A 22,350-nucleotide genomic window follows, 5' to 3' on the forward strand; every position below is an offset into this window, starting at 1 on the left:
CCGATCCCTCGCCTCGTCGTCCTGTCACGGTGGATAGACGCACCAACCGGCTCTTAGGTTGCCCGAGGACCGGCGCCGGACGGCGCAGGCGCGGCGATAGCCTTCGCCCGTGACCACCGGCCCCGAGTTCCGCTACTCCGACCTGCTGCCGACCGGCCGCGACGACACGCCGTACCGGCTGCTGACGACCGACGGCGTGTCCACGTTCACCGCGCAGGGCCACACCTTCCTGCAGGTGGACCCCGAGGCGATCGAGCGGCTCACCTCCGAGGCGATGCACGACATCTCCCACTACCTGCGCCCCGCCCACCTCGCGCAGCTGCGGCGGATCATCGACGACCCCGAGGCCTCGGGCAACGACCGCTTCGTGGCGCTCGACCTGCTCAAGAACGTCAACATCTCCGCCGGCGGCGTGCTCCCGATGTGCCAGGACACGGGCACCGCGATCGTCATGGGCAAGAAGTCCGAGGGCGTCCTGACCGGCGCCGACGACGGGGAGGCCATCAGCCGCGGGGTCTACGACGCCTACACGCGGCTCAACCTGCGCTACTCCCAGCTGGCCCCGCTGACGACCTGGGAGGAGAGGAACACCGGCACCAACCTGCCGGCCCAGATCGAGCTCTACTCCACGCCCCAGACCTCAGGCCGCCCCGAGTACAAGTTCCTCTTCATGGCCAAGGGCGGCGGGTCGGCCAACAAGTCGTTCCTCTTCCAGGAGACCAAGGCCGTCCTGAACCCCACGCGGATGCTGGAGTTCCTCGACGAGAAGATCCGCTCGCTGGGCACCGCGGCCTGTCCGCCGTACCACCTGGCGGTGGTCATCGGCGGCACGTCGGCGGAGTTCGCGCTCAAGACCGCCAAGTACGCCTCGGCGCACTACCTCGACAACCTGCCGACCGAGGGCTCGATGAGCGCCCACGGCTTCCGCGACCTGGAGCTGGAGGAGGAGGTCTTCAAGCTGACCCAGTCCTTCGGCATCGGGGCGCAGTTCGGCGGCAAGTACTTCTGCCACGACGTCCGGGTGGTGCGGCTGCCGCGCCACGGCGCGTCGTGCCCGGTGGCGATCGCGGTGTCCTGCTCCGCGGACCGGCAGGCGCTGGGCAAGATCACGCCCGACGGCGTCTTCCTGGAGCAGCTCGAGATGGACCCGGCGCAGTACATGCCGGACGCCGGCGTGGCCGAGGACGTCTCCGGCGGCGCGGTGGTGCCGATCGACCTGAACCGGCCGATGGCCGACATCCTGGCCGAGCTGCGCCGCCACCCGGTGAAGACCCGGCTCTCGCTGACGGGGCCGCTGGTGGTGGCGCGCGACATCGCGCACGCCAAGATCAAGGAGCGTCTCGACGCCGGCGAGGAGATGCCGCAGTACCTGCGCGACCACCCCGTCTACTACGCCGGCCCGGCCAAGACCCCCGACGGCATGGCCTCGGGCTCCTTCGGACCCACCACCGCCGGCCGCATGGACTCCTACGTCGAGCAGTTCCAGGCGGCCGGCGGCTCGATGGTGATGCTGGCCAAGGGCAACCGCTCGAAGCAGGTCACCGATGCCTGCCACGCCCACGGTGGCTTCTACCTCGGGTCGATCGGCGGCCCCGCCGCCCGCCTGGCCCAGGACTGCATCCGCTCGGTGTCGGTCCTCGAGTACGAGGAGCTCGGCATGGAGGCGGTGTGGCGGATCGAGGTCGAGGACTTCCCGGCCTTCATCGTCGTCGACGACCAGGGCAACGACTTCTTCACCGACCCCTCCGGCACGGTGACCGTCCCCATCTCCGGCATCCGGGTCCGCTCCGCCCAGTAGCGCCCACGACCCGGTGGTCGGCGGGGGCTACGCCAGGGCGCGCAGGGAGTCGACGAGCGGCGTGGTGGGGTGGCCGATGAGGCGCGAGAGCGTGCCGTCGGTGTGGTCGAGGACGCCGTCGCGGATGTTGCCCTCGAGGGCCGTCACGAAGCCGACGGTGCCGGCGTCGAGGCCGACCTGCTCGAGCTGGGCGGCGCGCTCCTCGGGGCTGAGCTGCTGCAGCTGCACGTCGCGGCCGAGCACCTCCGACATCGTGCTCGCGAGGGTCGCGAAGTCCCAGGAGACGTCGCCGGCGAGCTCGTAGACCTGGCCGACGTGGCCGTCGGTGGTCAGGACGACGGCCGCGGCCTCGGCGAAGTCGGCGCGGGCCGCGCTGGGCACGCGTCCGTCACCGGTGCTGGTCGGGAGGACGCCGTGCTCGCGGGCGACCTGGAGGTCCTGCACGTAGTTCTCGGAGTACCAGTTGTTGCGCAGGACCGTGGCGGGCACGCCCGAGGCGACGAGGTGCTCCTCGGTCGCCTTGTGCTCCGGTGCCAGGACCAGCGGGGTGTCGGTGGCGCGCGGGGCGCTGGTGTAGACGAGCTGCTGCACGCCGGCGGCGGACGCGGCGTCGATGACGGCGGCGTGCTGCGGCACGCGCTGGCCGACCTCGGAGCCGGAGATGAGCAGCACCTTGTCGGCGCCGTCGACGGCGGCAGTGACGGAGGCCGGGTCGTTGTAGTCGAGCGGTACGACGGCGACGCCGCGTTCGGCGTACGCCGCGAGCGTCTCGGGCCGGCGGGCGCCGGCGCGGATCGAGCCGGGTGCGACGCCGCGCTCCAGCAGCGAGTCGAGGACGAGGCGGCCGAGGTGGCCGGAGGCGGCGGTGACGAGGGTGGTCATGGGAGTCCTTCGTGAGTGGTCGGTAGGCATGTCACCTGGCCGAACCACGCCTCCACCGGGATGCTTCCCGATCGACAGTACCCACCTTTGGGTAAGGTACCCACATGACGGTAAGTCTTGGCTCCCTGCGCGGCGACGACAGCGCGATGTTCACCGACGGCTGCCCCACGCGCACCGTCCTCGACCACGTCACCAGCAAGTGGGGCGTGCTCGTGCTCGCGGCGCTCGCCGACGGCACGCTGCGCTGGAGCGCGCTGCGCCGCACCGTCGACGGGATCAGCGAGAAGATGCTCGCCTCCACGCTCAAGACCCTCGAGCGCGACGGGATCGTGGTGCGCGAGGCGCACCCGGTCATCCCCCCGCACGTCGACTACGCCCTCACCGACCGCGGCCGCGAGCTGATGGCCGCGATGTCGCCGCTGCTGCTCTGGGTGGCCGGCAACGCCGACACGATCCTCACCGAGGCGCAGCAGCAGTGATCGCCTGAGCGTCGTCCCTCAGAAGGCTCAGTGGGAGGACGCGTTGCCCGGCTCGGGCGGGTCGTGGCGCGGCGCGGCGTTGGGACCGGCGGTGCCCTCCTGGGCCTCCCCGCTCTCGTCGTCGGGGTTGCCGGCGACCGCCTGGTCGTCGGAGATCGGGACGTCGGCCACGGCCGGGTCCATCGAGGCGACCTTGGAGACCTGACCCTCCTCCCCGCCTGCGGTGTCGTGCGCCTGCGGGTCCTGGTCGTGCGCGTCGTTGGCCATGCCTGCCGGTACCCCGCCCGGACCGGATCAGTCCCGCGCCGGCCACGGCGTCCAGCACGGCGTCCACCTGCTCGACCTGCGCGTCGGATCCCGTGCCCCTCCACGTCGTCGACCTCGCCGCACGCATGGCGCTCGTGAGTCCGGGGGGAGGGGGAACCTCGATCCTCCTCCGTCCGTTGGCGGAGGAGAAGTCCCACTCCAGAGGAGCGACCCCATGCAGTGCCCCACCGACGGAACCACGCTCACGATGAGCGAACGAGGCGGCATCGAGATCGACTACTGCCCCAGCTGCCGCGGCGTCTGGCTGGACCGTGGCGAGCTCGACAAGATCATCGAGCGCTCGCTCGTCCAGCAGGCGCCGCCCGCGCCCGCGCCGGCCCCTCAGCCGCCACAGCGCGAGCGCGAGCGCGGCTACGAGCGCTACGAGGAGCCGCGGGGCGGCCAGGGGTACCAGCAGGGCCACCCCCAGCAGGGCTACAAGAAGAAGCGCAAGGAGAGCTGGCTCAGCGAGATCTTCGACTGAGCCTCCCCCGCGCCGACGCCCCCTCGGCCCGTTGGCAGGATGAGGTCATGGAGTACGTCGAGCTCGCGCGCGCCGAGTCCGAGCGCGGCGAGCTGGTGCTGCGCGAGCGCCGCCCCGAGGGCGGGACGCCGGCCCTGGAGCTCCGGGCCAACGGCGCCTTCGTCATGGACACCCTCGAGGTGAGCACCGAGCGCGCGCTGGCGACGGCCGCGCTGGCCCTGGTCGACCCGCCGCGCGCGGTCGTGGTCGCCGGGCTCGGCCTCGGCTTCACCATGCACGAGGTGCTGGCCGACTCGCGCGTGGAGACCTGCGCGGTGGTCGAGATCGAGGAGGCGCTGGTCGGCTGGATGCGCGACGGCACCGTCCCGCACGGCCCCGCGCTGCTGGCCGACGAGCGTGTGCGGATCGTCGTCGCCGACATCGCGGTCGCGCTGGCCGAGGCCCAGCCGGCGACGTACGACCTGGTGCTGATGGACGTCGACAACGGGCCGGGCTACCTCGTCCACGAGGGCAACGCCCGGCTCTACGAGGAGCCGCTGCTGCGCGCCGCGCACCGGACCCTGCGGCCCGACGGCGCGCTGGCGATCTGGTCGGCGGCCGAGTCGCCCGAGCTGGCCGACGCCCTGGCCGCGGTGTTCGGCAACGCCGAGGCGCTCCCCCTCGAGGTGCGGCTGCAGGGGCGCGACGAGCACTACTGGGTCTACGTCGCGCGCGTCGGTCAGGAGAACGCCGCGCGGTAGAAGCCCGACCGCGCCGGGTAGTAGTCGTCCCACACGACCTCGGCGACGTCGCGCCCGGCCTCGGCGACGACCAGCCGGTCGAGGTAGTAGTCCCAGCCGGGGCCGACGCTCTCCGCGACGTCGGGGTCGGCCATCACCTGCGCGAAGGTCAGCGTGGTGACGCCCTCGCTCTCCGCCAGGTCGAGCTCGAGCTGCCACTCCCCGCCGTCGTCGCCGACCGACGTGCGCACAACCAGGCGCCGCGGCGGCTCGCACGCGTCGATGCGGTAGGTCTCCTCGGCCACGTCCTCCCCCTCGGCCGTCATGCGGAACGCGACCTCGCCCGACGCGGGGTCTCCGGTCCACGTGCCGATCCAGCGCGCCAGCCGCTCCGGCTCGGTGACCGCCGCCCAGACGTCCGTCACGGGAGCACGGAAGGTGCGGGTGAAGGCGACGTACGACGTGCCGTCCCGGACCTCGCGGCGTCCGGCGGGCGGGGCGGGGGTGCTGGTCATGCGGTCTCCTCGGTGGGGGTGCGGGCGGGGCTGCGGGTGGAGCCGGCGGCCGCGGAGCGGCGCTCCCGGCCGGTGCGCCGGACCTCGAGGTCCAGGCCGTCGAGCACGGCGTCGGCGACGGGTGGCGCGGGTACCAGCTCGGACACCAGCCGGCTCACGGGCGCCAGGGCCTGCGCCCGGAGCCGGTAGTGCCGCTCGCGACCGCGGTCCTCGGCGGCGACGAGCCCCGCCTCGGCGAGCACGAGGAGGTGGCGGCTGACCGCCGGCCTGCTGATGGGGTGGGCTGAGGCCAGGTCGACGACACGGGCCGGGCCGGCCGCGAGCGCGCGCAGCAGCTCGCGACGTACGGGATCGGCGAGCGCGGCGAAGACGTCCATGACTATTGGTAACCGATCAGTTACGCGACGGTCAAGGGCTAGCGTGGGGTCCATGAGCGAGTACCGCACCGAACACGACTCCATGGGCGAGGTCCTCGTCCCCCGCGACGCCCTGTGGCGTGCCCAGACCCAGCGCGCGGTCGAGAACTTCCCGATCAGCGGCACCCCGCTGGAGCGGCGGATGATCGAGGCGTTGGCCCTGGTCAAGGGCGCCGCCGCCCGGGCCAACCGCGAGCTGGAGATCCTGCCGCAGGAGCAGGCCTCCGCGATCGCCGACGCCGCCGCCGAGGTGGCGGCCGGCGACCACGACGAGCACTTCCCGATCGACGTGTTCCAGACCGGGTCCGGCACCAGCTCCAACATGAACACCAACGAGGTCATCGCCTCGCTGGCCACGCGCGCGGGCGTCGAGCTGCACCCCAACGACCACGTCAACGCCAGCCAGTCGAGCAACGACACGTTCCCCACCGCCATCCACGTGGCCGTCACCCGCGCCGTGGTCGGCGACCTGCTGCCGGCCATCGACGTGCTCGGCTCGAGCCTGGAGGCCAAGGCCGAGGAGTTCTCCGGGCTGGTGAAGTCGGGCCGCACGCACCTGATGGACGCGACGCCCGTGATGCTCGGGCAGGAGCTCGGCGGCTACGCCGCCACGGTCCGCTACGCCGCCGAGCGCCTCGGGTCGGTGCTGCCGCGCGTGCGCGAGCTGCCCCTGGGCGGCACCGCGGTCGGCACCGGCATCAACACCCCGCCGGGCTTCGCCCAGGCCGCGATCGGCGCACTCAACGAGCTGACCGGCGACACGTTCACCGAGGCCCGCAACCACTTCGAGGCCCAGGGCACCCGCGACTCCCTCGTCGAGCTCAGCGGCGTGCTGCGCACGCTCGCGGTCGGCCTCACCAAGATCTGCAACGACCTGCGCTGGATGTCCTCGGGTCCCACCACCGGGCTCGCCGAGATCCACCTGCCCGACCTGCAGCCGGGCTCGAGCATCATGCCCGGCAAGGTCAACCCGGTGCTGCCCGAGGCGACGCTGATGGTCTGCGCCCAGGTGATCGGCAACGACACCGCCGTCACGGTCGCCGGCGCGAGCGGCAGCTTCGAGCTCAACGTCGCGATGCCGGTCATGGCCCGCAACCTGCTCGAGTCGGTGCGGATCCTCTCCACCTCCATGACGCTGCTGGCTCAGCGCTGCGTCGACGGGATCACCGCCGACGCCGAGCGGATGCGCCGCTACGCCGCCTCGTCGCCGTCGGTGGTCACCCCGCTGAACAAGTACGTCGGCTACGAGAACGCCGCCAAGATCGCCAAGAAGGCGCTCGCCGAGGGCGCCACGATCCGCGAGACCGTGCTGGCGATGGGCTTCGTCGAGCGCGGCGACCTCACCGAGGCCCAGCTCGACGAGGCCCTCGACCTGGAGAGCATGACCCACCCGTGAACGCCAGGACGGTCGTCGTCACGGGCGCCAGCGACGGCATCGGCCTGGAGTGCTCCCGCCGGCTGGCGGGGCAGGGGCACCGCGTCGTGATGGTCGGCCGCAACCCGGCCAAGACCCGGGCCGCCGTCGAGTCGGTGCGCGCCTCCTCCCCCGACGCCACGGTGGAGCCGGCCCTGGCCGACTTCGCGTCCCAGGCCTCCGTCCGGGCGCTGGCCGCCCACCTGCTCGCGACCTGCGAGCGGATCGACGTCCTGGTCAACAACGCCGGCACGGTCTTCGAGCGCCGCACGCTGACCGACGACGGCATCGAGGGGACGTTCGCGGTCAACCACCTCGGCGGGTTCCTGCTGACCGAGCTGCTCCGCGAGCGCCTCGTCGCCAGCGCGCCCGCGCGCATCGTCGTGACCAGCTCGCGTGGCCACTACGGCGCCACGCTGGACTTCACCGACCTCGGCTTCGAGCGCGGCTACGGGATCATGCGGGCCTACGGCCGCTCCAAGCTCGCCAACGTGCTCCACACCCGGTCGCTCGCCCAGCAGCTCGACGGGACCGGCGTCACGGCCAACTGCCTGCACCCCGGCGCGGTCGCCACGTCCATCTGGAGCGGTGCCCCGTGGTGGGCGCAGCCGGTGCTGGCGCTGGGCAAGCGGTTCGCGATGATCTCGCCCGAGGAGGGCGGCGCCCACCTGGCGCGCCTCGCGGTCGGCGAGGAGGTCGAGGGCCTCACCGGGGGCTACTACGACGAGGACCGGCTGACCGAGCCGTCGACCCTGGCCCTCAACGACGCGGTCGCCGCGCGGCTGTGGGACGAGAGCCGGCGGCTGGTGGGGCTGACGCCCTGACGCGGCGACCCGCCGTCAGCTCGCCCGCTCGAAGTCGCGCGGCGTGAACTTCCCCTTCTCGAGCTGACGCTCGATGTCCTCCAGGCTGTGGCCGGTGAGCTCGGGCAGGAAGCGCAGCACGAACAGGAACGCCGCCACGTTGAAGGCGGCGTAGATCCAGAACGTCTGGCCCACCCCGAAGGTGTTGATCATCGTCAGCAGGGTCAGCGTGATCAGCAGGTTGGTGGCCCACAGCGAGGCCGACTGCACGCTGGTGCCGGCGCTGCGGACGGCCAGCGGGTAGATCTCCGAGCCGGTGAGCCAGCCCATCAGCTGCAGGCCGCCGGCGTTGAACGCCATGAACACGATGAGCGTGGCGATGATGAAGGGCACCTGGTCGGGCCCGGCGTGGTCGGTGACGAAGAACGCCCCCAGGACCACCAGGCTCACGGCTGCTCCGGGCACCATCACCAGCGTCAGCCGGCGACGCCCGACGCGGTCGACGATGCTCAGACCGATGACCTGCATGACGAGGTAGGTCACACCGAGGCCCACGCTGACGCGCAGCGCCGTGCTCGTCGAGAAGCCGTTGTCGGTCAGGATGGTCGGCGAGTAGTAGATGATCATCTCGATCCCGCTCAGCTGCGTGAAGATCGCGACGCCGCAGCCCACCAGCAGCGCGGGACGCACCCACGGCCGGCGCAGCCCGGACCAGCCTCGATCGCGGCTGCGGGTCTCCTGCTTGCGCTCCTCGAGCTCGACGATCGCCTCGAGCTCGGGGTCCACGTCGTGACCGTCGGGGCGCACCCGGCGCAGCACGTCGCGGGCGTCGTCGGTCCGGTCGCGCTTGACCAGCCAGCGCGGGCTCTCGGGGAGCCGCACGACCGCGGCCAGCATGATCAGGGGCGGTACGGCCGCCGCGGCGATCGAGATCCGCCACGACACCGCCTCGGTGGCCCCGACGATCGTCGAGATCACGATGCCCACGCCGATCGCGAGCTGGAAGGCCAGCACGAGGCGCCCGCGCAGCTTGGGCGGCGCCAGCTCGGCGACGTACATGGGGACGGTCTGGGTCGCCCCGCCCACGGCGAACCCGAGCACCACGCGGCCCAGCACCAGCAGCCAGGGGCTCGGGGCGAGGCTGCACGCGAGCGAGCCCAGGACGAACAGCGAGCAGACGACCAGGATCGTGCCCTTGCGGCCCAGACGCTCGGACAGGAAGCTGCACGACAGCGCGCCGAGCACGGCCCCGAGCAGGATCGCGGCGGCGATGGTCTGCTCCATGCCGCTGCCGATGTCGAACTCCTCGGAGATCTGGAGCAGCGCCCCGGAGATGATGCCGGTGTCGTAGCCGTAGAGCAGGCCGGCCACGGCCGAGACCATCGCGGCGGCCAGCATCGAGCCGGTCAGCTGCTTCTCCCCCGCGTCGGTCACGCGGTCCTTGCGAGGTTGCACGTCCGTCATCAGGTCTCCTTAGGGGTTCGGGCCGTAGGTACCCGAATCGCCCCTTCATCGGACGCGATGTCGTCGCGGAGGCCGGTGGCGCGCGTCAGCCGCGGCGCACGGAGCCGAGGAGTTTCACCGGGTACCCGGTGAAACTCACGCTTCCAGTACGAAGCTTCGTACCGGAAGCGCCAGTTTCTCGACGTCGGTGTGACTCATGGGACGCGATCGACCCGTGGGCTGCGGGTCACCCCGGGTCGGGTCGCTCCAGGCTGCGGGCGAGCTGCAGCCCCCGGGCGATCCCGCCGAGCAGCAGGTAACCGGCCGCCCCCAGGAGCAGCACTCCCATCAGGCCGAACCATTCGGTCTCGTTGCTGTTCGTCAGCAGCAGCGCACCCACGAACAGCACCGCGAGCCCGGGTGGCTCAGTACCAGCCGTGGGACTCGGAGTGGCCCCAGGCGCCGCACGGGCTGCCGTAGCGGTCATGGATGTAGCCCAGGCCCCAGCGGATCTGCGTCACCGGGTTGGTCTCCCAGTCGGGGCCGACCGAGGCCATCTTGGAGCCGGGCAGCGACTGCGGGATCCCGTAGGCCGAGGAGGAGGGGTTGTCGGCGCTGACGTTCCAGCCGGACTCGCGGGTCCACAGCGAGTCCAGGCAGCCGAACTGGTCCTGCCCGAAGCCGAACTCGGCGAGCAGCGCGGCGCCGATCGAGCGCGGGTCCTCGTCCGACATGTCCTCGGTCCGCGTCATCGCCGACACGCGGGTCTGCAGCACCGAGGCGGACTTGACGTTGTTGAGGGCCTGACGGCGCGAGGAGCGCGACACCGCCTCCGTGCGGCCGCCGAGGTCGCCGGCGCCCAGGGAGCTGGTGGGTGCGGCCTCGCGCTTGGTCGCAGCGGGCGCGGAGGACGACCCGGACGACGTCGTCGCGACGTCGGCCGCCCCGGCGACGTCGCCGGCGGCGGAGACGGCCGGGGCCTGGCCGAGCAGGCCGGTGGAGACGGACACACCGGTCACGGCGACGGCCACCGACGACAGGATCATCGTGGTGCGCAGCGCCTTGCGCGGCGCTGCCACGAGAGCGGGTCGCTCGACAGGGGCACGGTGCTTGGGGACGGGCTTGGCGTGCTTCGACACAGAGGAGATGTCCTGAGGTAGACGACACGGAAGGTGATCACGCGCCGGTAGGTCACGAGATGATCTCGAGCCACCCTGCCCGACGGGTGGGACCCATGCAAACGTAACCGGCCCGAATGGGTGAAAACTTGACGAGAGACGTGCCACAGCATGGCCCATGGGTCACACAAGCCCCATGAGCCACGCTGGTCACTCAGAGCGTGACGTTCTCCAGCATCTCGGTCACCAGCGCCGCGATGGGCGAGCGCTCCGAGCGCGTGAGCGTGACGTGGGCGAAGAGCGGGTGGCCCTTGAGCTTGTCGATGACCGCCACGACCCCGTCGTGGCGGCCCACGCGCAGGTTGTCGCGCTGGGCGACGTCGTGGGTGAGCACCACCTTGGAGTTGGCCCCGATGCGGGAGAGCACCGTCAGCAGCACGTTTGCCTCCAGCGACTGCGCCTCGTCGACGATGACGAACGCGTCGTGCAGCGAGCGGCCGCGGATGTGGGTCAGCGGCAGCACCTCCAGCATGCCGCGGTCCAGGATCTCGTCGATGACGTCCTTGGAGGTCATGGCGCCGAGCGTGTCGAAGACCGCCTGGCCCCAGGGCGACATCTTCTCCGACTCCGAGCCGGGGAGGTAGCCGAGCTCCTGGCCGCCCACGGCGAAGAGCGGCCGGAACACCACGACCTTCTTGTGGTGCCCGCGCTCGAGCACGGCCTCGAGCCCGGCGCACAGCGCCATCGCCGACTTGCCGGTGCCGGCGCGCCCGCCGAGCGACACGATGCCGACCTCGGGGTCCAGCAGCAGCTCGAGGGCGACCCGCTGCTCGGCGCTGCGCCCGTGGATGCCGAACGCCTCGCGGTCGCCGCGCACCAGGTGCACCTGCTTGTCCGGGCCGACCCGGCCCAGCGCGGTGCCGCGGTCGGAGAGCAGCACCAGCCCCTGGTGGCAGGGCAGGTCGCGGGCGGCGTCGAGGTCGATCACGCCGTCGTCGTAGAGCTCGTCGAGCACGGCGGCCTCGACCTCGAGCTCGGCCATCCCGGAGTAGCCCGTGTCGGAGTCGTGGACGGCGTCGGCGCGGTACTCCTGCGCGTCGAGCCCGACCGCCGAGGCCTTGATGCGCAGCGGCAGGTCCTTGGAGACCAGCGTGACGTCGTGGCCCTCGTCGGCGAGGTTGCGCGCCACCGCGAGGATCCGGGTGTCGTTGTCGCCCAGCCGGAAGCCGGACGGCAGCGCGTTGGGGTCGGTGTGGTTGAGCTCGACCCGGATCGTGCCGCCGAGCTCGCCGACCGGCACCGGCTCGTCGAGGCGGCCGTGGGTGGTGCGCAGCTCGTCGAGCATCCGCAGCGCCGACCGCGCGAAGAAGCCCAGCTCGGGGTGGTGCCGCTTCCCCTCGAGCTCGGTGATCACGACGACCGGCAGCACGACCTCGTGCTCGTCGAACCTGCGCAGGGCCCCCGGGTCCGCCAGCAGCACGCTGGTGTCCAGGACGTAGGTGCGGTGCGTGGTGGTGGGGGTGGAGCGGTGGGACTGCGGAGCCTGCGGCACGGGATACCCCTCACGGGTCGGCGCGCGCACTCGTCGCCCCGGCCCTAGTCGACGCTGATGGACCGGAGGGTGACCCGAACGCCGGAGTGCCGGCATCCGATCGACCGGGGCGGACGGCAGGCGGGAGCCTGCCTCCTCGTCCCAGCGAGCTGGTCGTGTGGTGTCACGAACGGGCCTCCGATGCGGTGAGCTTCCCCACTCACCGTGCTGTCGAAATTACGCCTCGAAGACGTCCAGCCGTGGCGACACGCCCGCCCGCAGGGGTGAAGCGTGGGTTACGAGTGCGTGACGGTCGTGCGCGCGCTCAGGAGCCGAAGCGGCGCTCGCGCAGGGCGTAGGCGCGGATCGCGCGGAGGAAGTCCACCCGCCGGAACTCCGGCCAGTACGCCTCGCAGAAGTAGAACTCCGACTTCGCGCTCTGCCACAGCAGGAAGCCGCCCAGCCGCTGCTCGCCGGAGGTGCGGATCACCAGGTCGGGATCGGGCTGGCCCTTGGTGTAGAGGTGGTCGGAGATGTGCTCGACGTCGATGATCGTCGCCAGCTCCTCGAGGGTGGTGCCCTTGGCGGCGTGCTCCAGGAGCAGGGACCGTACGGCGTCGGCGATCTCGCGCCGGCCGCCGTAGCCGACCGCCACGTTGACCAGCATCCCGTCGACGTCGCTGGTGGCCTCCGCGGCGGCCTTGAGCCGCTCGGCGGTGCGGGCCGGCAGCAGGTCGAGCGCGCCCACCGGGTGCAGCCGCCACCGCCGCTGGTCGGCGAGGGAGTCGACGGCCTCCTCGATGATCTCCAGCAGCGGCTCGAGCTCGGCCTCGGGACGGTTGAGGTTGTCGGTCGAGAGCAGCCACAGGGTGACGACCTGGATGCCGACCTCGTCGCACCAGCCCAGCAGCGGCTCGATGTTGGCCGCGCCGGCCCGGTGCCCGTGGGCGGTGTCGCGCCCGACCGCCTTGGCCCAGCGCCGGTTGCCGTCGAGCATGACGCCGACGTGCTGCGGGAGGTTGTCAGGCAGGCGGCGCAGGAGGCGGGACTCGTACGCCGGGTACAGGACCCGTCGCAGCCCACCCTTCCAGTCCGCCATGTCTCGATGGTAGGGGGTGAGAGCACTCACCCGCGCCTCCCGCGACCGGGTGACATTCACCGCGTCGTCAGCACACGTTCGGTCCCAATGGGTACCGTCTGCTCATGAACCCCGCCCTCGACCACGCCAACGAGGCAGTGCGATCGGGCCTGGAGTCCATCAATGACCACTTGGCCGAGGTGAAGCCGAAGCTGCGTGGCTGGATGCACCTGGCCCTGACGCCGCTGGCCCTCGCCGGCGGCATCGTGCTGATCGTCCTCTCCCCCGACGCCACCACCCGATGGGGCTCGGCCGTCTTCGCGTTCAGCGCGCTGCTGCTCTTCGGCGTCTCCGCGCTCTACCACACCCGCACGTGGTCGCCGCCGGTCTGGGCGGCGCTGCGGCGCTTCGACCACGCCAACATCTTCGTCCTCATCGCGGGCTCCTACACGCCGCTGACGCTGATGCTGCTCGAGGGCACCCAGCGGGTCGTGCTGCTCACGACGGTCTGGGTCTGCGCGATCCTCGGCGTGCTGTTCCGGGTGTTCTGGATCGGCGCACCGCGCTGGCTCTACACCCCGCTCTACATCGGCCTGGGCTGGGCCGCGGTGTTCTTCATCCCCGGCTTCATCGACGGCGCCTCCACCCGGCTGGGCACCGGCGTCGGCACGGCCGTGCTGGTGCTGGTCGCGGTCGGCGGCCTGCTCTACACCGTCGGCGGGGTGGTCTACGGCTTCAAGAAGCCGGACCCGTGGCCGCAGTGGTTCGGCTTCCACGAGGTCTTCCACGCCTTCACGATCCTGGCCTTCGTCAGCCACTACGTCAGCGTCTCCATCGCGACGTACTCGCTGCGCTGACCCTCCGACGTCGCCGGGGGTCCTACCCCGCACCTCGTACGCTGGAGCGATGGCCACCATCGAGCTGACCACCGACAACTTCACCTCCCACGTGCAGGACGACGACATCCTGCTCGTCGACTTCTGGGCGAGCTGGTGCGGACCGTGCCAGCAGTTCGCCCCCACCTACGAGAAGGCCTCCGAGGCCCACCCGGACGTCACGTTCGGCTCCATCAACACCGAGGAGCAGCGCGAGCTCGCCTCGGCCGCCGGGATCTCGTCGATCCCGACGCTGATGGCCTTCCGCGAGGGCATCCTGGTCTTCGCCCAGCCCGGCGCGTTGCCGCCGCAGGCGCTGGAGCAGGTCATCACCGGGGTCAAGGGCCTCGACATGGAGGACGTACGCCGCCAGATCGCCGAGGCCGCCGACCAGCCGGACCAGGCCCAGGGCTGACCGTCAGCCTCGGGGCTCACGCTCCGGAGAGCCGCTCCTCCTGGCGCACCTGCTCGTCGAGCAGGGCCCGCGCGTGCTCCCCGGACGCGCCCTCCTGCTCGAGACCCCGCCGGAAGCTGTCCAGCTTCTCGCGGCCACCGGGGAACGGCGGCAGCAGCGGCACGTCGGGATCCGTGAGCGCCTCGATGACCACCGGTCGGTCCGCGGCCAGCGCCTCGGTCCAGGCGTCGGTGACCTGGTCGGGTGAGTCGACGAGGATCCCGCGCATGCCGAGCAGCTCGGCGTAGCCGGCGTAGGGGAAGGCCGGCAGGCTCTGGCTGTCCTCGAAGCGCGGGTCGCCCTCGGTCTCGCGCTGCTCCCAGGTCACCTCGGCGAGCTCGCGGTTGTGCAGCACCAGCACGACGAAGCGCGGGTCGGCCCACTCGCGCCACCGGTGGGAGACGGTGATCAGCTCGGCGACGCCGTTCATCTGCATGGCGCCGTCACCGGCCAGCGCCACGACGGGGCGGTCCGGCGCCGACAGCTTGGCGGCGATGCCGTAGGGCAGGGCCGAGCCCATGCTCGCGAGCGTGGACGACAGGTGGGCGGGTACGCCGGGGGGCAGCCGCAGGTGCCGGGCGTACCAGTAGACGATCGAGCCGACGTCGACGCTGACCATCGCGTCGGACGGCAGCAGGGGGCTCAGCGAGCGCACGACCAGCTCGGGGTTGAGCGGGCGCGCCTCCAGCCGGGAGCGCTCCTCGGCCAGCTGGTGCCAGGCGCGCACCTGCTCCTCGACGTCGCTGCGCCAGGAGGTGTCCTCGCGCTCGCGCAGCAGCGGCAGCAGCGCGGCCAGGGTGTCGGCGGCGTCGCCGGTCAGGCCCACCTCGACCGGGTAGCGGTTGCCGAGGTGGCGACCGTCGAGGTCGACCTGCACGGCCCGCGCCTGCCCGGGGGCGGGGTAGAACTCCGTCCACGGGTCGTTGCTCCCGACGACCAGCAGGGTGTCGCAGTGCTCCATCAGGTAGGCCGAGGCCGACGTCCCGAGGTGGCCCATGACCCCGCACGAGTGGGCGAGCGACTCGTCCCACCATGGCTTGCCCAGCAGGCTGGTCGTGACACCGGCGCCGAGCCGGTCGGCGACCGCGCGCACCTCCTCGCCGGCCTCCCGGATCCCCTGGCCCACCAGCAGCGCGACTCGCTCGCCGGCGTTGAGGACGTCGGCGGCACGCTGGAGGTCCCCGGCGCGCGGCACGACGTGCGGGCGTCGCCACTCGGGCGCGGTCACCACGATCCCGTGCTCCTGCTCGAGGTCGGCCGCCTCCTCCTGCTGCACGTCGTGGGGCAGGACCACCACGCACGGCGAGCGCGTCGCCAGCGCGGTGCGGAACGCGCGGTCGAGCAGCATCGGCACCTGCTCGGGCGCGAGCGCCGTCTGCAGGAACTGCGCGGCCACGTCCTTGAAGAGGCTCTGCAGGTCGATCTCCTGCTGGTACTCCGAGCCCAGCACCGTCGTCTCCTGCTGCCCCACCAGCGCCACGACCGGCACGTGGTCGAGCTTGGCGTCGTAGAGACCGTTGAGCAGGTGCACCGCGCCCGGACCCTGGGTGCTCGTCATGACACCGACCTCGCCGGTGTACTTGGCGTGCCCGACGGCCATCAGCGCGGCGTTCTCCTCGTGGCGCGCCTGGACCAGCACGGGGTCGCCCCCGGCTCGGCGCAGGGCGCCCATGAAGCCGTTGATGCCGTCGCCGGAGTAGCCGAAGATCCGCGAGACGCCCCACGCCCGCAGGCGCTCGACCACGACGTCCGCCACCAGGCGCGGCTCCCCGGTCATCGCTTCCCCTTGCCCTTGCCGCCGTGGCCCTTCGGCCCCTTGCCCTTGCCCTTGCCGCCGTGGCCCTTCGGTCCCTTGCCCCTGCCGCCCTTGACCTTCGGCCCCGGCCCCTTCGGCCCGGCGTGCCGGGGCACCGCCGACTTCGCCCTGGACGGCTTCGCCTGCTGCGCGGTCTTCGTGACCGTCACCGACACCTCCGGCGTACGGCGCACGCTCGCGGGCGTCGCGCGGGCGGACGGGGCGGCACCGGACGACGTAGCGGCCGGCGCGGGCGGCTTGTCGGCCTCGCTCGGGGATCCGCCGCCGAGCAGGCCGGCGCCACCGAGGGCGACGGCGAGCGCGACCGCGGCGGCGGCCGCGAGCAGCACCGGACGTGGCCGGCGTCGGGGGCGAGCCACCAGCGGGGTGAGCGTGGTCGGGTCACCGTCGGCGACGACCGCCAGCCGCTCGGCGACGACCGCCGCGGACGGGCGCGCCGCGGGGTCGCGGGCGGTCATCGCCCGGACCAGGTCGGCCAGCGGGGCCGACACCGTGTCGGGCACGTGCGGGTCGCGGGCGAGGCGCGCGACGGCGGCCTCCGCGGTGGACCCGGTGAACGCCTTCTCCCCCGTGACCGCCTCGAGCAGGACCAGGCCGAGGGCGTAGACGTCGACGGCGGGGGTGATCTCGGCGCCGCTGACCTGCTCCGGCGCGAGGTAGCCGACGGTCCCGACGGTCGTCCCGGTCATCGTGTGGCGGACGGTGTCGCCGACGATCCGCGCGATGCCGAAGTCGGCGAGCTTGACCCGTCCGTCGTCGCCGAGCAGCACGTTGCCGGGCTTGACGTCGCGGTGGACGACTCCGGCGTCGTGGGCGTAGGCGAGCGCGCCCGCCACCGTGCCGAGCAGCCGCGCCGCCTCCTCGGGGTCCGGCAGCGGCCCGCGCGCGAGCAGCCCGGCCAGGGTCGAGCCCTCGACGAGCTCCAGGACGAGGTAGGGACGCTCCTCGGACTCGCCGGCGTCGAGCAGGGTGACCAGCCCGGGGTGCGAGAGCACGGCGAGGGTGCGGGCCTCGGCGGTGAAGCGCGCCCGGTCGGCATCCGACGGCGTCGCCTCGCGCAGCCGCTTGACCGCGACCTCGCGGCTCAGCAACGTGTCGGTGGCCCGGTGGACGTCCGCGACGCCGCCGCGCCCGAGGACCGCGCCGAGCTCGTAGCGCCCGCCGAGCAGGCGGGCCGGGGGGCGCGAGGACGCCGCCGGGCTGTGGTCGCCGAGGAGCCCGGCCATGTCCACCGCCTGGGTGGGCTCCGGGTCGTGCGGGTGCTGGTCGGTCGTCATCGGGACCCGGTGCCCTCCGGGCCGCAGCGGAAACGCGGGCGAAGCCTCACGTCGGGGGCGCCGCGTCGGTCAGGCGGCCGCTGTCAGGGCGCCGCTGTCAGGGGGCCGGCGACTGGGGCGGCGACTGGCGCGGCGCCGACTTGCGCGTGGAGGGGTCGTAACGGCCCTCCGCCGCCGACCGGTCCGCGCGCTTGAGGTGCTTGGTGAGGCTGAAGCCGAGGAGCACGACCGCGAGGATGAGCAGGCCGAAGATGCCGAACGCGGTCCACCCGGCGACGACGTCCTCGTCGTCGGGTCCCTGCTCCACGAGCGGGAGGAGGAGCAGCACGAAGTCCATGGGCACAGTCTCTCAGGAGGTGAGGTCGATGGCGGCGAACAGGTCGTCCTCAGACAGCGAGGAGGCGACGTGGCTCACGACGAGCTCGAAGTCCTCGGTGGGCCAGACCCGCTCCTGCAGCTCGCGCGGCACGGCGAACCAGAAGCCGTCGGGGTCGATCTGCGTGGCGTGGGCCAGCAGCGCCTGGTCGCGGACCCCGAAGTACTCCGCGCACGGCACCTTGGTGGTGACCCGGGCGTCCCACTCGGGCTCGGGCTTCCACTCCGCGAGGCGCTCGGCCCAGGGCGACTCCAGCCCGTGCTCGAGCATCGCGTCGTGCAGCTTCTGCATGCGCTCGCGGTTGAACGAGTGGTGGTAGTAGAGCTTCAGCGGCTGCCAGGGCGCGCCCGCGTCGGGGAACCGCTCGGGGTCGCCGGCGGCCTCGAACGCCGCGACGCTCACCTCGTGGCAGCGGATGTGGTCGGGGTGCGGGTAGCCGCCCCGCTCGTCGTACGTCGTCAGCACGTGCGGGCGGAAGGACCGGACCAGCCGCACGAGGCGCTCGGTCGCCTCCTCGAGCGGCACCAGCGCGAAGCAGCCCTCGGGCAGCGGCGGCTTGGGGTCGCCCTCGGGCCAGCCGGAGTCGACGAAGCCGAGCCAGTCCTGGCTCACCCCGAGGATGTCGCGGGCCCGCTCCATCTCCTGACGGCGCACCTCGGTCATGTTCTCGAGGATGTCGGGGCGGTCCATCTTGGGGTTGAGGATCGAGCCCCTCTCGCCGCCGGTGCAGGTGACGATGTGCACGTCGACCCCCTCGGCGACGTACTTGGCGGTGGACGCGGCACCCTTGCTCGACTCGTCGTCGGGGTGGGCGTGCACGTGCATCAGGCGCAGGCCCGCGCGGGGCCCGCTCGGAGGGTGCTGCGGCATGGCTCCATCGTAGGTGTCACCCTGGACCGGTGACCTCGCCGCCCGCCCCGACGGTCCCCGCCGACCGCTACGGCACACCCGCCCCCTGGCGGCGCCGCGTCCTCGTCACGGCCTGCGTCGCGGTGGTCGCGGCCTTCCTGGGCTGGCTCGTGTGGACCGTCCTGGTGCACGCCGCTCCCCCGGTCGACTCCGAGCTGCTCAGCTTCGAGGTCGTCGACGAGCACGAGGTCGTCGCCCGCGTGCAGGTCCAGCTGGCCGACGACGACGTGGAGGCGACCTGCCTGCTGCGCGCCTTCGCCGAGGACCACACGGTGGTGGGCGAGCTGTCCTTCACCCCCGAGCCGGACTCCCAGGACCGCGTCGAGGAGACGATCCGCACCGAGCGGCGGGCCACCTCGGTGGAGTCGGTCGGCTGCACCGCCGAGGGCCAGGCGCGGCCCCGCTGACCTGCGGAAACGTCGTTTCGGCCGGCTGTTTGTATACTTCACCCGACTGACCGTCCCGCTGGGCCGACAGGCCCGCGACGCCGACGACCGGCCCGAGGGCCTTGTCGTACCCGGCCCTCGATCCCCATCGCAGCAACACAGGAGTACCCCCATGACGCAGCAGACCCAGGGCACGATCTGGCTCACCCAGGACGCCTTCGACAAGCTGACGGCCGAGCTGGCCGAGCTCAAGGGGCCCGTGCGCGAGGAGGTCATCGCCAAGATCAGCGCCGCGCGCGACGAGGGCGACCTCAAGGAGAACGGCGGCTACCACGCCGCCCGCGAGGAGCAGGGAAAGCTCGAGGGCCGCATCCGTCAGCTCGAGGACATGCTGCGGCGCGCCGAGGTCGGCGAGACCCCTCCCGACGACGGCATCGTGGAGCCCGGCATGGTCGTGACCTACCGCTTCGTCGGCGACTCCGAGGACGAGACCGAGACGTTCCTGCTGGGCGCGCGTGAGATCGAGCCCGAGGGCCTGACCGCCTACTCGCCGCAGTCGCCCCTGGGCTCGGCCATCAACGGCCACAAGACCGGCGAGACCGTCTCCTACGAGGCGCCCAACGGCAAGCAGCTCGAGGTCGTCATCGTCGACGCGAAGCCCTACACCGGCTCCTAGCCGCTGGCCAGGGCCGCTACGACACGACCCGGTAGCCGCAGCCGCGCAGGCGGGTGAGGACCCGCTCCGCGTGCGGCTCGCCACGGGTCTCCAGCTGGAGGTGGACCTCGACCTCGTCGAGGTGCAGCGACGGCGAGATCCGCTCGTGCACGACCTCCAGCACGTTGGCGCCGGCGTCGCCGACCTCCGCGAGCAGGCGCGCCAGCCCGCCCGGGGTGTCGGGGATGTTGACGTGCAGGTTGAGGTAGCGACCGGCCGCGGCCATGCCGTGGCGGATCACCTTGCCCAGCAGCAGCGGGTCGATGTTGCCGCCGGACAGCACCGCGACGGCCGGCGTCCGGAACGCCGTCGGCTGGTCCAGCAGCGCGGCCACGGCGGCGCCGCCGGCCGGCTCGACGACCATCTTGGCCCGCTCCACGAGCGCCAGGAGGGCGCGTGACATCGACTCCTCGGAGACGGTGACGATCTCGTCCACGTGGTCGCGGACGGCGGCGAAGGTGATGTCGCCCGGCAGCCCGACCGCGATCCCGTCGGCCATCGTCTTCATGGACTCCAGCGCGACGGGGCGGCCCTGCCGCAGCGAGTCGGGGTACGCCGCCGCGCCGGCCGCCTGGACGCCGACGACCCGCACGTCGGGGCGCAGCGCCTTGACCGCGACCGCGATGCCGGCGAGCAGGCCACCGCCGCCGGTGGGCACCAGGACGGTCTCGACCTCGGGGGCCTGCTCCAGGATCTCCAGGCCGCAGGTGCCCTGGCCGGCGACGATGTCGGCGTGGTCGAAGGGGTGGATCAGCACCGCCCCGGTCTCGGCCTCGAACCGGCGGGCCGCGACCAGCGCGTCCTCGAGGTAGCGGCCCTCGAAGACCACCTCGGCGCCGTAGCCCCGGGTCGCCTTCTCCTTGGGGATGGGCGCGCCCTCGGGCATGAACACGGTGGAGCGGATGCCCAGCAGCTGCGCGGCCAGCGCGACGCCCTGGGCGTGGTTGCCGGCGGACGCGGCGACCACCCCGCGGGCGCGCTCCTCGGCCGAGAGCCGCGCGATCCGGACGTAGGCGCCGCGGGCCTTGAACGACCCGGTGCGCTGGAGGTTCTCGCACTTGAGCGAGACCGGCCCGCCGACGAGTGCCGAGAGCCAGCGCGACTCCTCCATCGGCGTCTCGATCGAGACTCCGGTGAGCACCTCGCGGGCGGCCTCGACGTCGGCGAGCGTGACCTCACTCATCGCGCGCGTCCTCCACGTCGACCGTGGCCCCCGTCTCCTCGTAGTCCTCCTGCAGCTCCTCCACCGGGTCGTCGCCGACGCGGGTGTTGGAGGCCAGGTGCTGCACGACCGCGTTGCCGGCGGCGGCCAGCGGCACGGCCACGAGCGCGCCGGCCACGCCGCCGACGATGACGCCGGCCCCGAGGGCGAAGATCACGCCGAGCGGGTGGACCGAGACCCACCGACCCATCAGGAACGGCTGCAGGATGTGGCCCTCGATCTGCTGGACCCCGATCACCACGGCGAGCATGAGCAGGGCGGTGATCGGCCCCTGGTCGACCAGCGCCACCAGGACCGCGACCGCGCCGGCGACCGAGGCTCCGACCAGCGGGACGAACGCGCCCAGGAACACCAGCACGCCGATCGCCAGCACGAACGGCACGTTGAGCACGGCGGCGCCGATCATGATGCCGACCGCGTCGACCAGTGCGACCAGGACGGTGGCCCGGACGAACTGCGTGAGCGAGATCCAGGCGACCCGGCCCGAGCCGTCGACGTGCTGGCGGGCCGCGCGCGGCGCCAGCCGGACGAACCACGCCCAGATGCGGGCGCCGTCGGCGAGGAAGAAGTAGGTCGAGAAGAGCACGATGAAGAAGCCGGCGAACAGGTGCCCCAGCGTCGAGCCGACCGAGGTGACCTGGCTGAGCACCTCGCCGTTCTCGGTGCGGTTGGTGATGGCGTCCTGGGCCTGGCCGATCCAGTCGTTGATCTGGGAGTCGGAGGCGTTGAGCGGGCCGTCCTTGAGCCAGGTGCGGATCTTGTCCAGGCCCTCCACGGTGGAGTCGGCGAGGTCGTTGGCGCCGTTGGCGACCTGCTGGCCCGCGAAGGTCAGCAGCAGCGCGACGAGGCCGAGACCGCCCAGCACGACGAGGATCGAGGCCAGGCCGCGCGGGAAGCCGCGCCGGTCGATCCACCCGACGAGCGGCGCCACCAGCGCCGTGATCAGGAGCGCGACCGCGGCCGGGAGGACGATGACCGAGAAGAACGCGATCGTCTTCACAAGCACCAGCCCGGCCGCGACGATCACCAGGAAGCGCCAGCCCCAGGCGGCGGCGAGGTCGAGGCCCCAGGGCACCTGGGCGCGGCTGAAGTTCGAGGGCCCCGCGACGATGGGCTCCGGCTCGGTGCTACGACGCTCGCCACGCATCTGGGCCCACTGCTGGGCCAGGCGCTGGGTGATCCGCTCCTCGTGGGCGCGCGCCTCGGCGTCGCTCTGGGCCTCGCTCTGGGCCCGCGAGCGACGCAGGGGGCGGCGGAGCCGGGACCCGGCCGGTGCGGCGGGCGAGGTCTCGTCGTCGGGCACGCCCGCCTGCGGCTCGTGGTCGTTGCTCACG

General features: G+C 72.6%; 25 protein-coding genes. 10 read left to right on the forward strand and 15 right to left on the reverse strand.

Features of this window, described 5'->3' with window-relative positions:
• The first annotated feature begins 109 nt into the window (after positions 1 to 109).
• Positions 110 to 1,798 carry a fumarate hydratase gene (locus tag E4622_RS08155; protein ID WP_134739724.1) on the forward strand — a complete coding sequence of 563 codons (1,689 nt, stop codon included), beginning with the start codon at positions 110 to 112 and terminating at the stop codon, positions 1,796 to 1,798.
• A 27-nt stretch (positions 1,799 to 1,825) separates the two neighbouring features.
• Here the strand turns inward: E4622_RS08155 and E4622_RS08160 are convergent, their stop codons facing one another.
• Positions 1,826 to 2,680: an SDR family oxidoreductase gene (locus E4622_RS08160; protein ID WP_134739725.1), complete on the reverse strand. Its 855-nt coding sequence runs from the start codon at positions 2,678 to 2,680 to the stop codon at positions 1,826 to 1,828.
• Positions 2,681 to 2,784: 104 nt separating this feature from the next.
• On the opposite strand from E4622_RS08160, the gene E4622_RS08165 reads away from it, so the two are divergent.
• Positions 2,785 to 3,159, forward strand: coding sequence for a helix-turn-helix domain-containing protein (locus E4622_RS08165; RefSeq protein WP_134739727.1), 375 nt, complete (start codon positions 2,785 to 2,787; stop codon positions 3,157 to 3,159).
• A 27-nt stretch (positions 3,160 to 3,186) separates the two neighbouring features.
• On the opposite strand, the gene E4622_RS08170 is transcribed toward E4622_RS08165, so the two are convergent.
• Entirely contained in the window at positions 3,187 to 3,426 is a 240-nt protein-coding gene (locus tag E4622_RS08170) for a hypothetical protein (RefSeq protein WP_134739729.1), read from the reverse strand.
• A 214-nt stretch (positions 3,427 to 3,640) separates the two neighbouring features.
• Here E4622_RS08170 and E4622_RS08175 point away from each other — a divergent pair, with 214 nt between their 5' ends.
• Together E4622_RS08175 and E4622_RS08180 are read left to right on the forward strand one after the other, a co-directional pair.
• The gene (locus E4622_RS08175; RefSeq protein ID WP_134739730.1) at positions 3,641 to 3,949 is read left to right on the forward strand and encodes a zf-TFIIB domain-containing protein; all 309 of its coding nucleotides are present in this window, start codon (positions 3,641 to 3,643) and stop codon (positions 3,947 to 3,949) included.
• A 47-nt stretch (positions 3,950 to 3,996) separates the two neighbouring features.
• Positions 3,997 to 4,689: a hypothetical protein gene (locus tag E4622_RS08180; protein WP_134739731.1), complete on the forward strand. Its 693-nt coding sequence runs from the start codon at positions 3,997 to 3,999 to the stop codon at positions 4,687 to 4,689.
• Here the strand turns inward: E4622_RS08180 and E4622_RS08185 are convergent.
• Positions 4,668 to 5,183: an SRPBCC family protein gene (locus E4622_RS08185; RefSeq protein WP_134739732.1), complete on the reverse strand. Its 516-nt coding sequence runs from the start codon at positions 5,181 to 5,183 to the stop codon at positions 4,668 to 4,670. The genes E4622_RS08180 and E4622_RS08185 overlap by 22 nt on opposite strands.
• Positions 5,180 to 5,560: a metalloregulator ArsR/SmtB family transcription factor gene (locus tag E4622_RS08190; protein ID WP_134739733.1), complete on the reverse strand. Its 381-nt coding sequence runs from the start codon at positions 5,558 to 5,560 to the stop codon at positions 5,180 to 5,182. The genes E4622_RS08185 and E4622_RS08190 overlap by 4 nt, the downstream gene beginning before the upstream one ends.
• 52 nt (positions 5,561 to 5,612) lie before the next feature.
• Here E4622_RS08190 and E4622_RS08195 point away from each other — a divergent pair, with 52 nt between their 5' ends.
• Both E4622_RS08195 and E4622_RS08200 read left to right on the forward strand, forming a co-directional pair.
• On the forward strand, positions 5,613 to 6,995 hold the full coding sequence (locus E4622_RS08195) for a class II fumarate hydratase (RefSeq protein ID WP_134739734.1): 1,383 nt from the start codon (positions 5,613 to 5,615) through the stop codon (positions 6,993 to 6,995).
• On the forward strand, positions 6,992 to 7,837 hold the full coding sequence (locus E4622_RS08200) for an SDR family NAD(P)-dependent oxidoreductase (RefSeq protein ID WP_134739735.1): 846 nt from the start codon (positions 6,992 to 6,994) through the stop codon (positions 7,835 to 7,837). Before E4622_RS08195 ends, E4622_RS08200 begins: the two co-directional genes overlap by 4 nt.
• A 15-nt stretch (positions 7,838 to 7,852) precedes the next feature.
• Here E4622_RS08200 and E4622_RS08205 read toward each other — a convergent pair whose 3' ends face one another.
• The 5 genes from E4622_RS08205 to E4622_RS08225 form a co-directional block, all read right to left on the reverse strand.
• Positions 7,853 to 9,280, reverse strand: coding sequence for a sugar porter family MFS transporter (locus tag E4622_RS08205; protein WP_134739736.1), 1,428 nt, complete (start codon positions 9,278 to 9,280; stop codon positions 7,853 to 7,855).
• Between the two features lie 226 nt (positions 9,281 to 9,506).
• A complete protein-coding gene (locus E4622_RS08210) occupies positions 9,507 to 9,668 on the reverse strand; it encodes an LPXTG cell wall anchor domain-containing protein (protein WP_134739737.1) in 162 nt (53 codons plus the stop codon).
• A 16-nt stretch (positions 9,669 to 9,684) separates the two neighbouring features.
• Positions 9,685 to 10,398 carry a lytic transglycosylase domain-containing protein gene (locus E4622_RS08215; RefSeq protein ID WP_134739738.1) on the reverse strand — a complete coding sequence of 238 codons (714 nt, stop codon included), beginning with the start codon at positions 10,396 to 10,398 and terminating at the stop codon, positions 9,685 to 9,687.
• A gap of 193 nt (positions 10,399 to 10,591) precedes the next feature.
• Complete coding sequence (locus tag E4622_RS08220) at positions 10,592 to 11,929, reverse strand: PhoH family protein (protein ID WP_245155946.1); 1,338 nt, start codon at positions 11,927 to 11,929, stop codon at positions 10,592 to 10,594.
• Positions 11,930 to 12,233: 304 nt separating this feature from the next.
• Positions 12,234 to 13,007, reverse strand: coding sequence for an isoprenyl transferase (locus E4622_RS08225; RefSeq protein WP_134739740.1), 774 nt, complete (start codon positions 13,005 to 13,007; stop codon positions 12,234 to 12,236).
• Between the two features lie 104 nt (positions 13,008 to 13,111).
• On the opposite strand from E4622_RS08225, the gene E4622_RS08230 reads away from it, so the two are divergent.
• Entirely contained in the window at positions 13,112 to 13,843 is a 732-nt protein-coding gene (locus tag E4622_RS08230; RefSeq protein WP_134739741.1) for a hemolysin III family protein, read from the forward strand.
• 49 nt (positions 13,844 to 13,892) lie between these two features.
• The gene (locus E4622_RS08235; RefSeq protein WP_134739742.1) at positions 13,893 to 14,276 is read left to right on the forward strand and encodes a thioredoxin family protein; all 384 of its coding nucleotides are present in this window, start codon (positions 13,893 to 13,895) and stop codon (positions 14,274 to 14,276) included.
• 16 nt (positions 14,277 to 14,292) lie between these two features.
• Here the strand turns inward: E4622_RS08235 and E4622_RS08240 are convergent, their stop codons facing one another.
• From E4622_RS08240 to mca, 4 genes are all read right to left on the reverse strand, one after another.
• Positions 14,293 to 16,092 carry a thiamine pyrophosphate-requiring protein gene (locus E4622_RS08240; RefSeq protein ID WP_134739743.1) on the reverse strand — a complete coding sequence of 600 codons (1,800 nt, stop codon included), beginning with the start codon at positions 16,090 to 16,092 and terminating at the stop codon, positions 14,293 to 14,295.
• A complete protein-coding gene (locus tag E4622_RS08245) occupies positions 16,089 to 17,408 on the reverse strand; it encodes a serine/threonine-protein kinase (RefSeq protein WP_134739744.1) in 1,320 nt (439 codons plus the stop codon). Before E4622_RS08245 ends, E4622_RS08240 begins: the two co-directional genes overlap by 4 nt.
• 97 nt (positions 17,409 to 17,505) lie before the next feature.
• Positions 17,506 to 17,745, reverse strand: a complete 240-nt coding sequence (locus E4622_RS08250; RefSeq protein WP_134739745.1) for a hypothetical protein — start codon at positions 17,743 to 17,745, stop codon at positions 17,506 to 17,508.
• Positions 17,746 to 17,757: 12 nt separating this feature from the next.
• Positions 17,758 to 18,654 carry a mycothiol conjugate amidase Mca gene (gene mca, locus E4622_RS08255; protein WP_134739746.1) on the reverse strand — a complete coding sequence of 299 codons (897 nt, stop codon included), beginning with the start codon at positions 18,652 to 18,654 and terminating at the stop codon, positions 17,758 to 17,760.
• A gap of 29 nt (positions 18,655 to 18,683) precedes the next feature.
• Here mca and E4622_RS08260 point away from each other — a divergent pair, with 29 nt between their 5' ends.
• Both E4622_RS08260 and greA read left to right on the forward strand, forming a co-directional pair.
• Positions 18,684 to 19,100, forward strand: a complete 417-nt coding sequence (locus tag E4622_RS08260; protein WP_134739747.1) for a DUF4307 domain-containing protein — start codon at positions 18,684 to 18,686, stop codon at positions 19,098 to 19,100.
• 151 nt (positions 19,101 to 19,251) lie between these two features.
• Positions 19,252 to 19,755 carry a transcription elongation factor GreA gene (greA, locus tag E4622_RS08265; protein ID WP_134739748.1) on the forward strand — a complete coding sequence of 168 codons (504 nt, stop codon included), beginning with the start codon at positions 19,252 to 19,254 and terminating at the stop codon, positions 19,753 to 19,755.
• A gap of 16 nt (positions 19,756 to 19,771) precedes the next feature.
• On the opposite strand, the gene ilvA is transcribed toward greA, so the two are convergent.
• A complete protein-coding gene (gene ilvA / locus E4622_RS08270; protein ID WP_134739749.1) occupies positions 19,772 to 20,977 on the reverse strand; it encodes a threonine ammonia-lyase in 1,206 nt (401 codons plus the stop codon).
• Positions 20,970 to 22,349, reverse strand: coding sequence for an AI-2E family transporter (locus E4622_RS08275; RefSeq protein WP_245155947.1), 1,380 nt, complete (start codon positions 22,347 to 22,349; stop codon positions 20,970 to 20,972). The genes ilvA and E4622_RS08275 overlap by 8 nt, the downstream gene beginning before the upstream one ends.
• Between the last annotated feature and the right edge of the window lies 1 nt (position 22,350).

This window comes from Nocardioides sp. 503, assembly GCF_004522095.1.
GTDB lineage: Bacteria > Actinomycetota > Actinomycetes > Propionibacteriales > Nocardioidaceae > Nocardioides.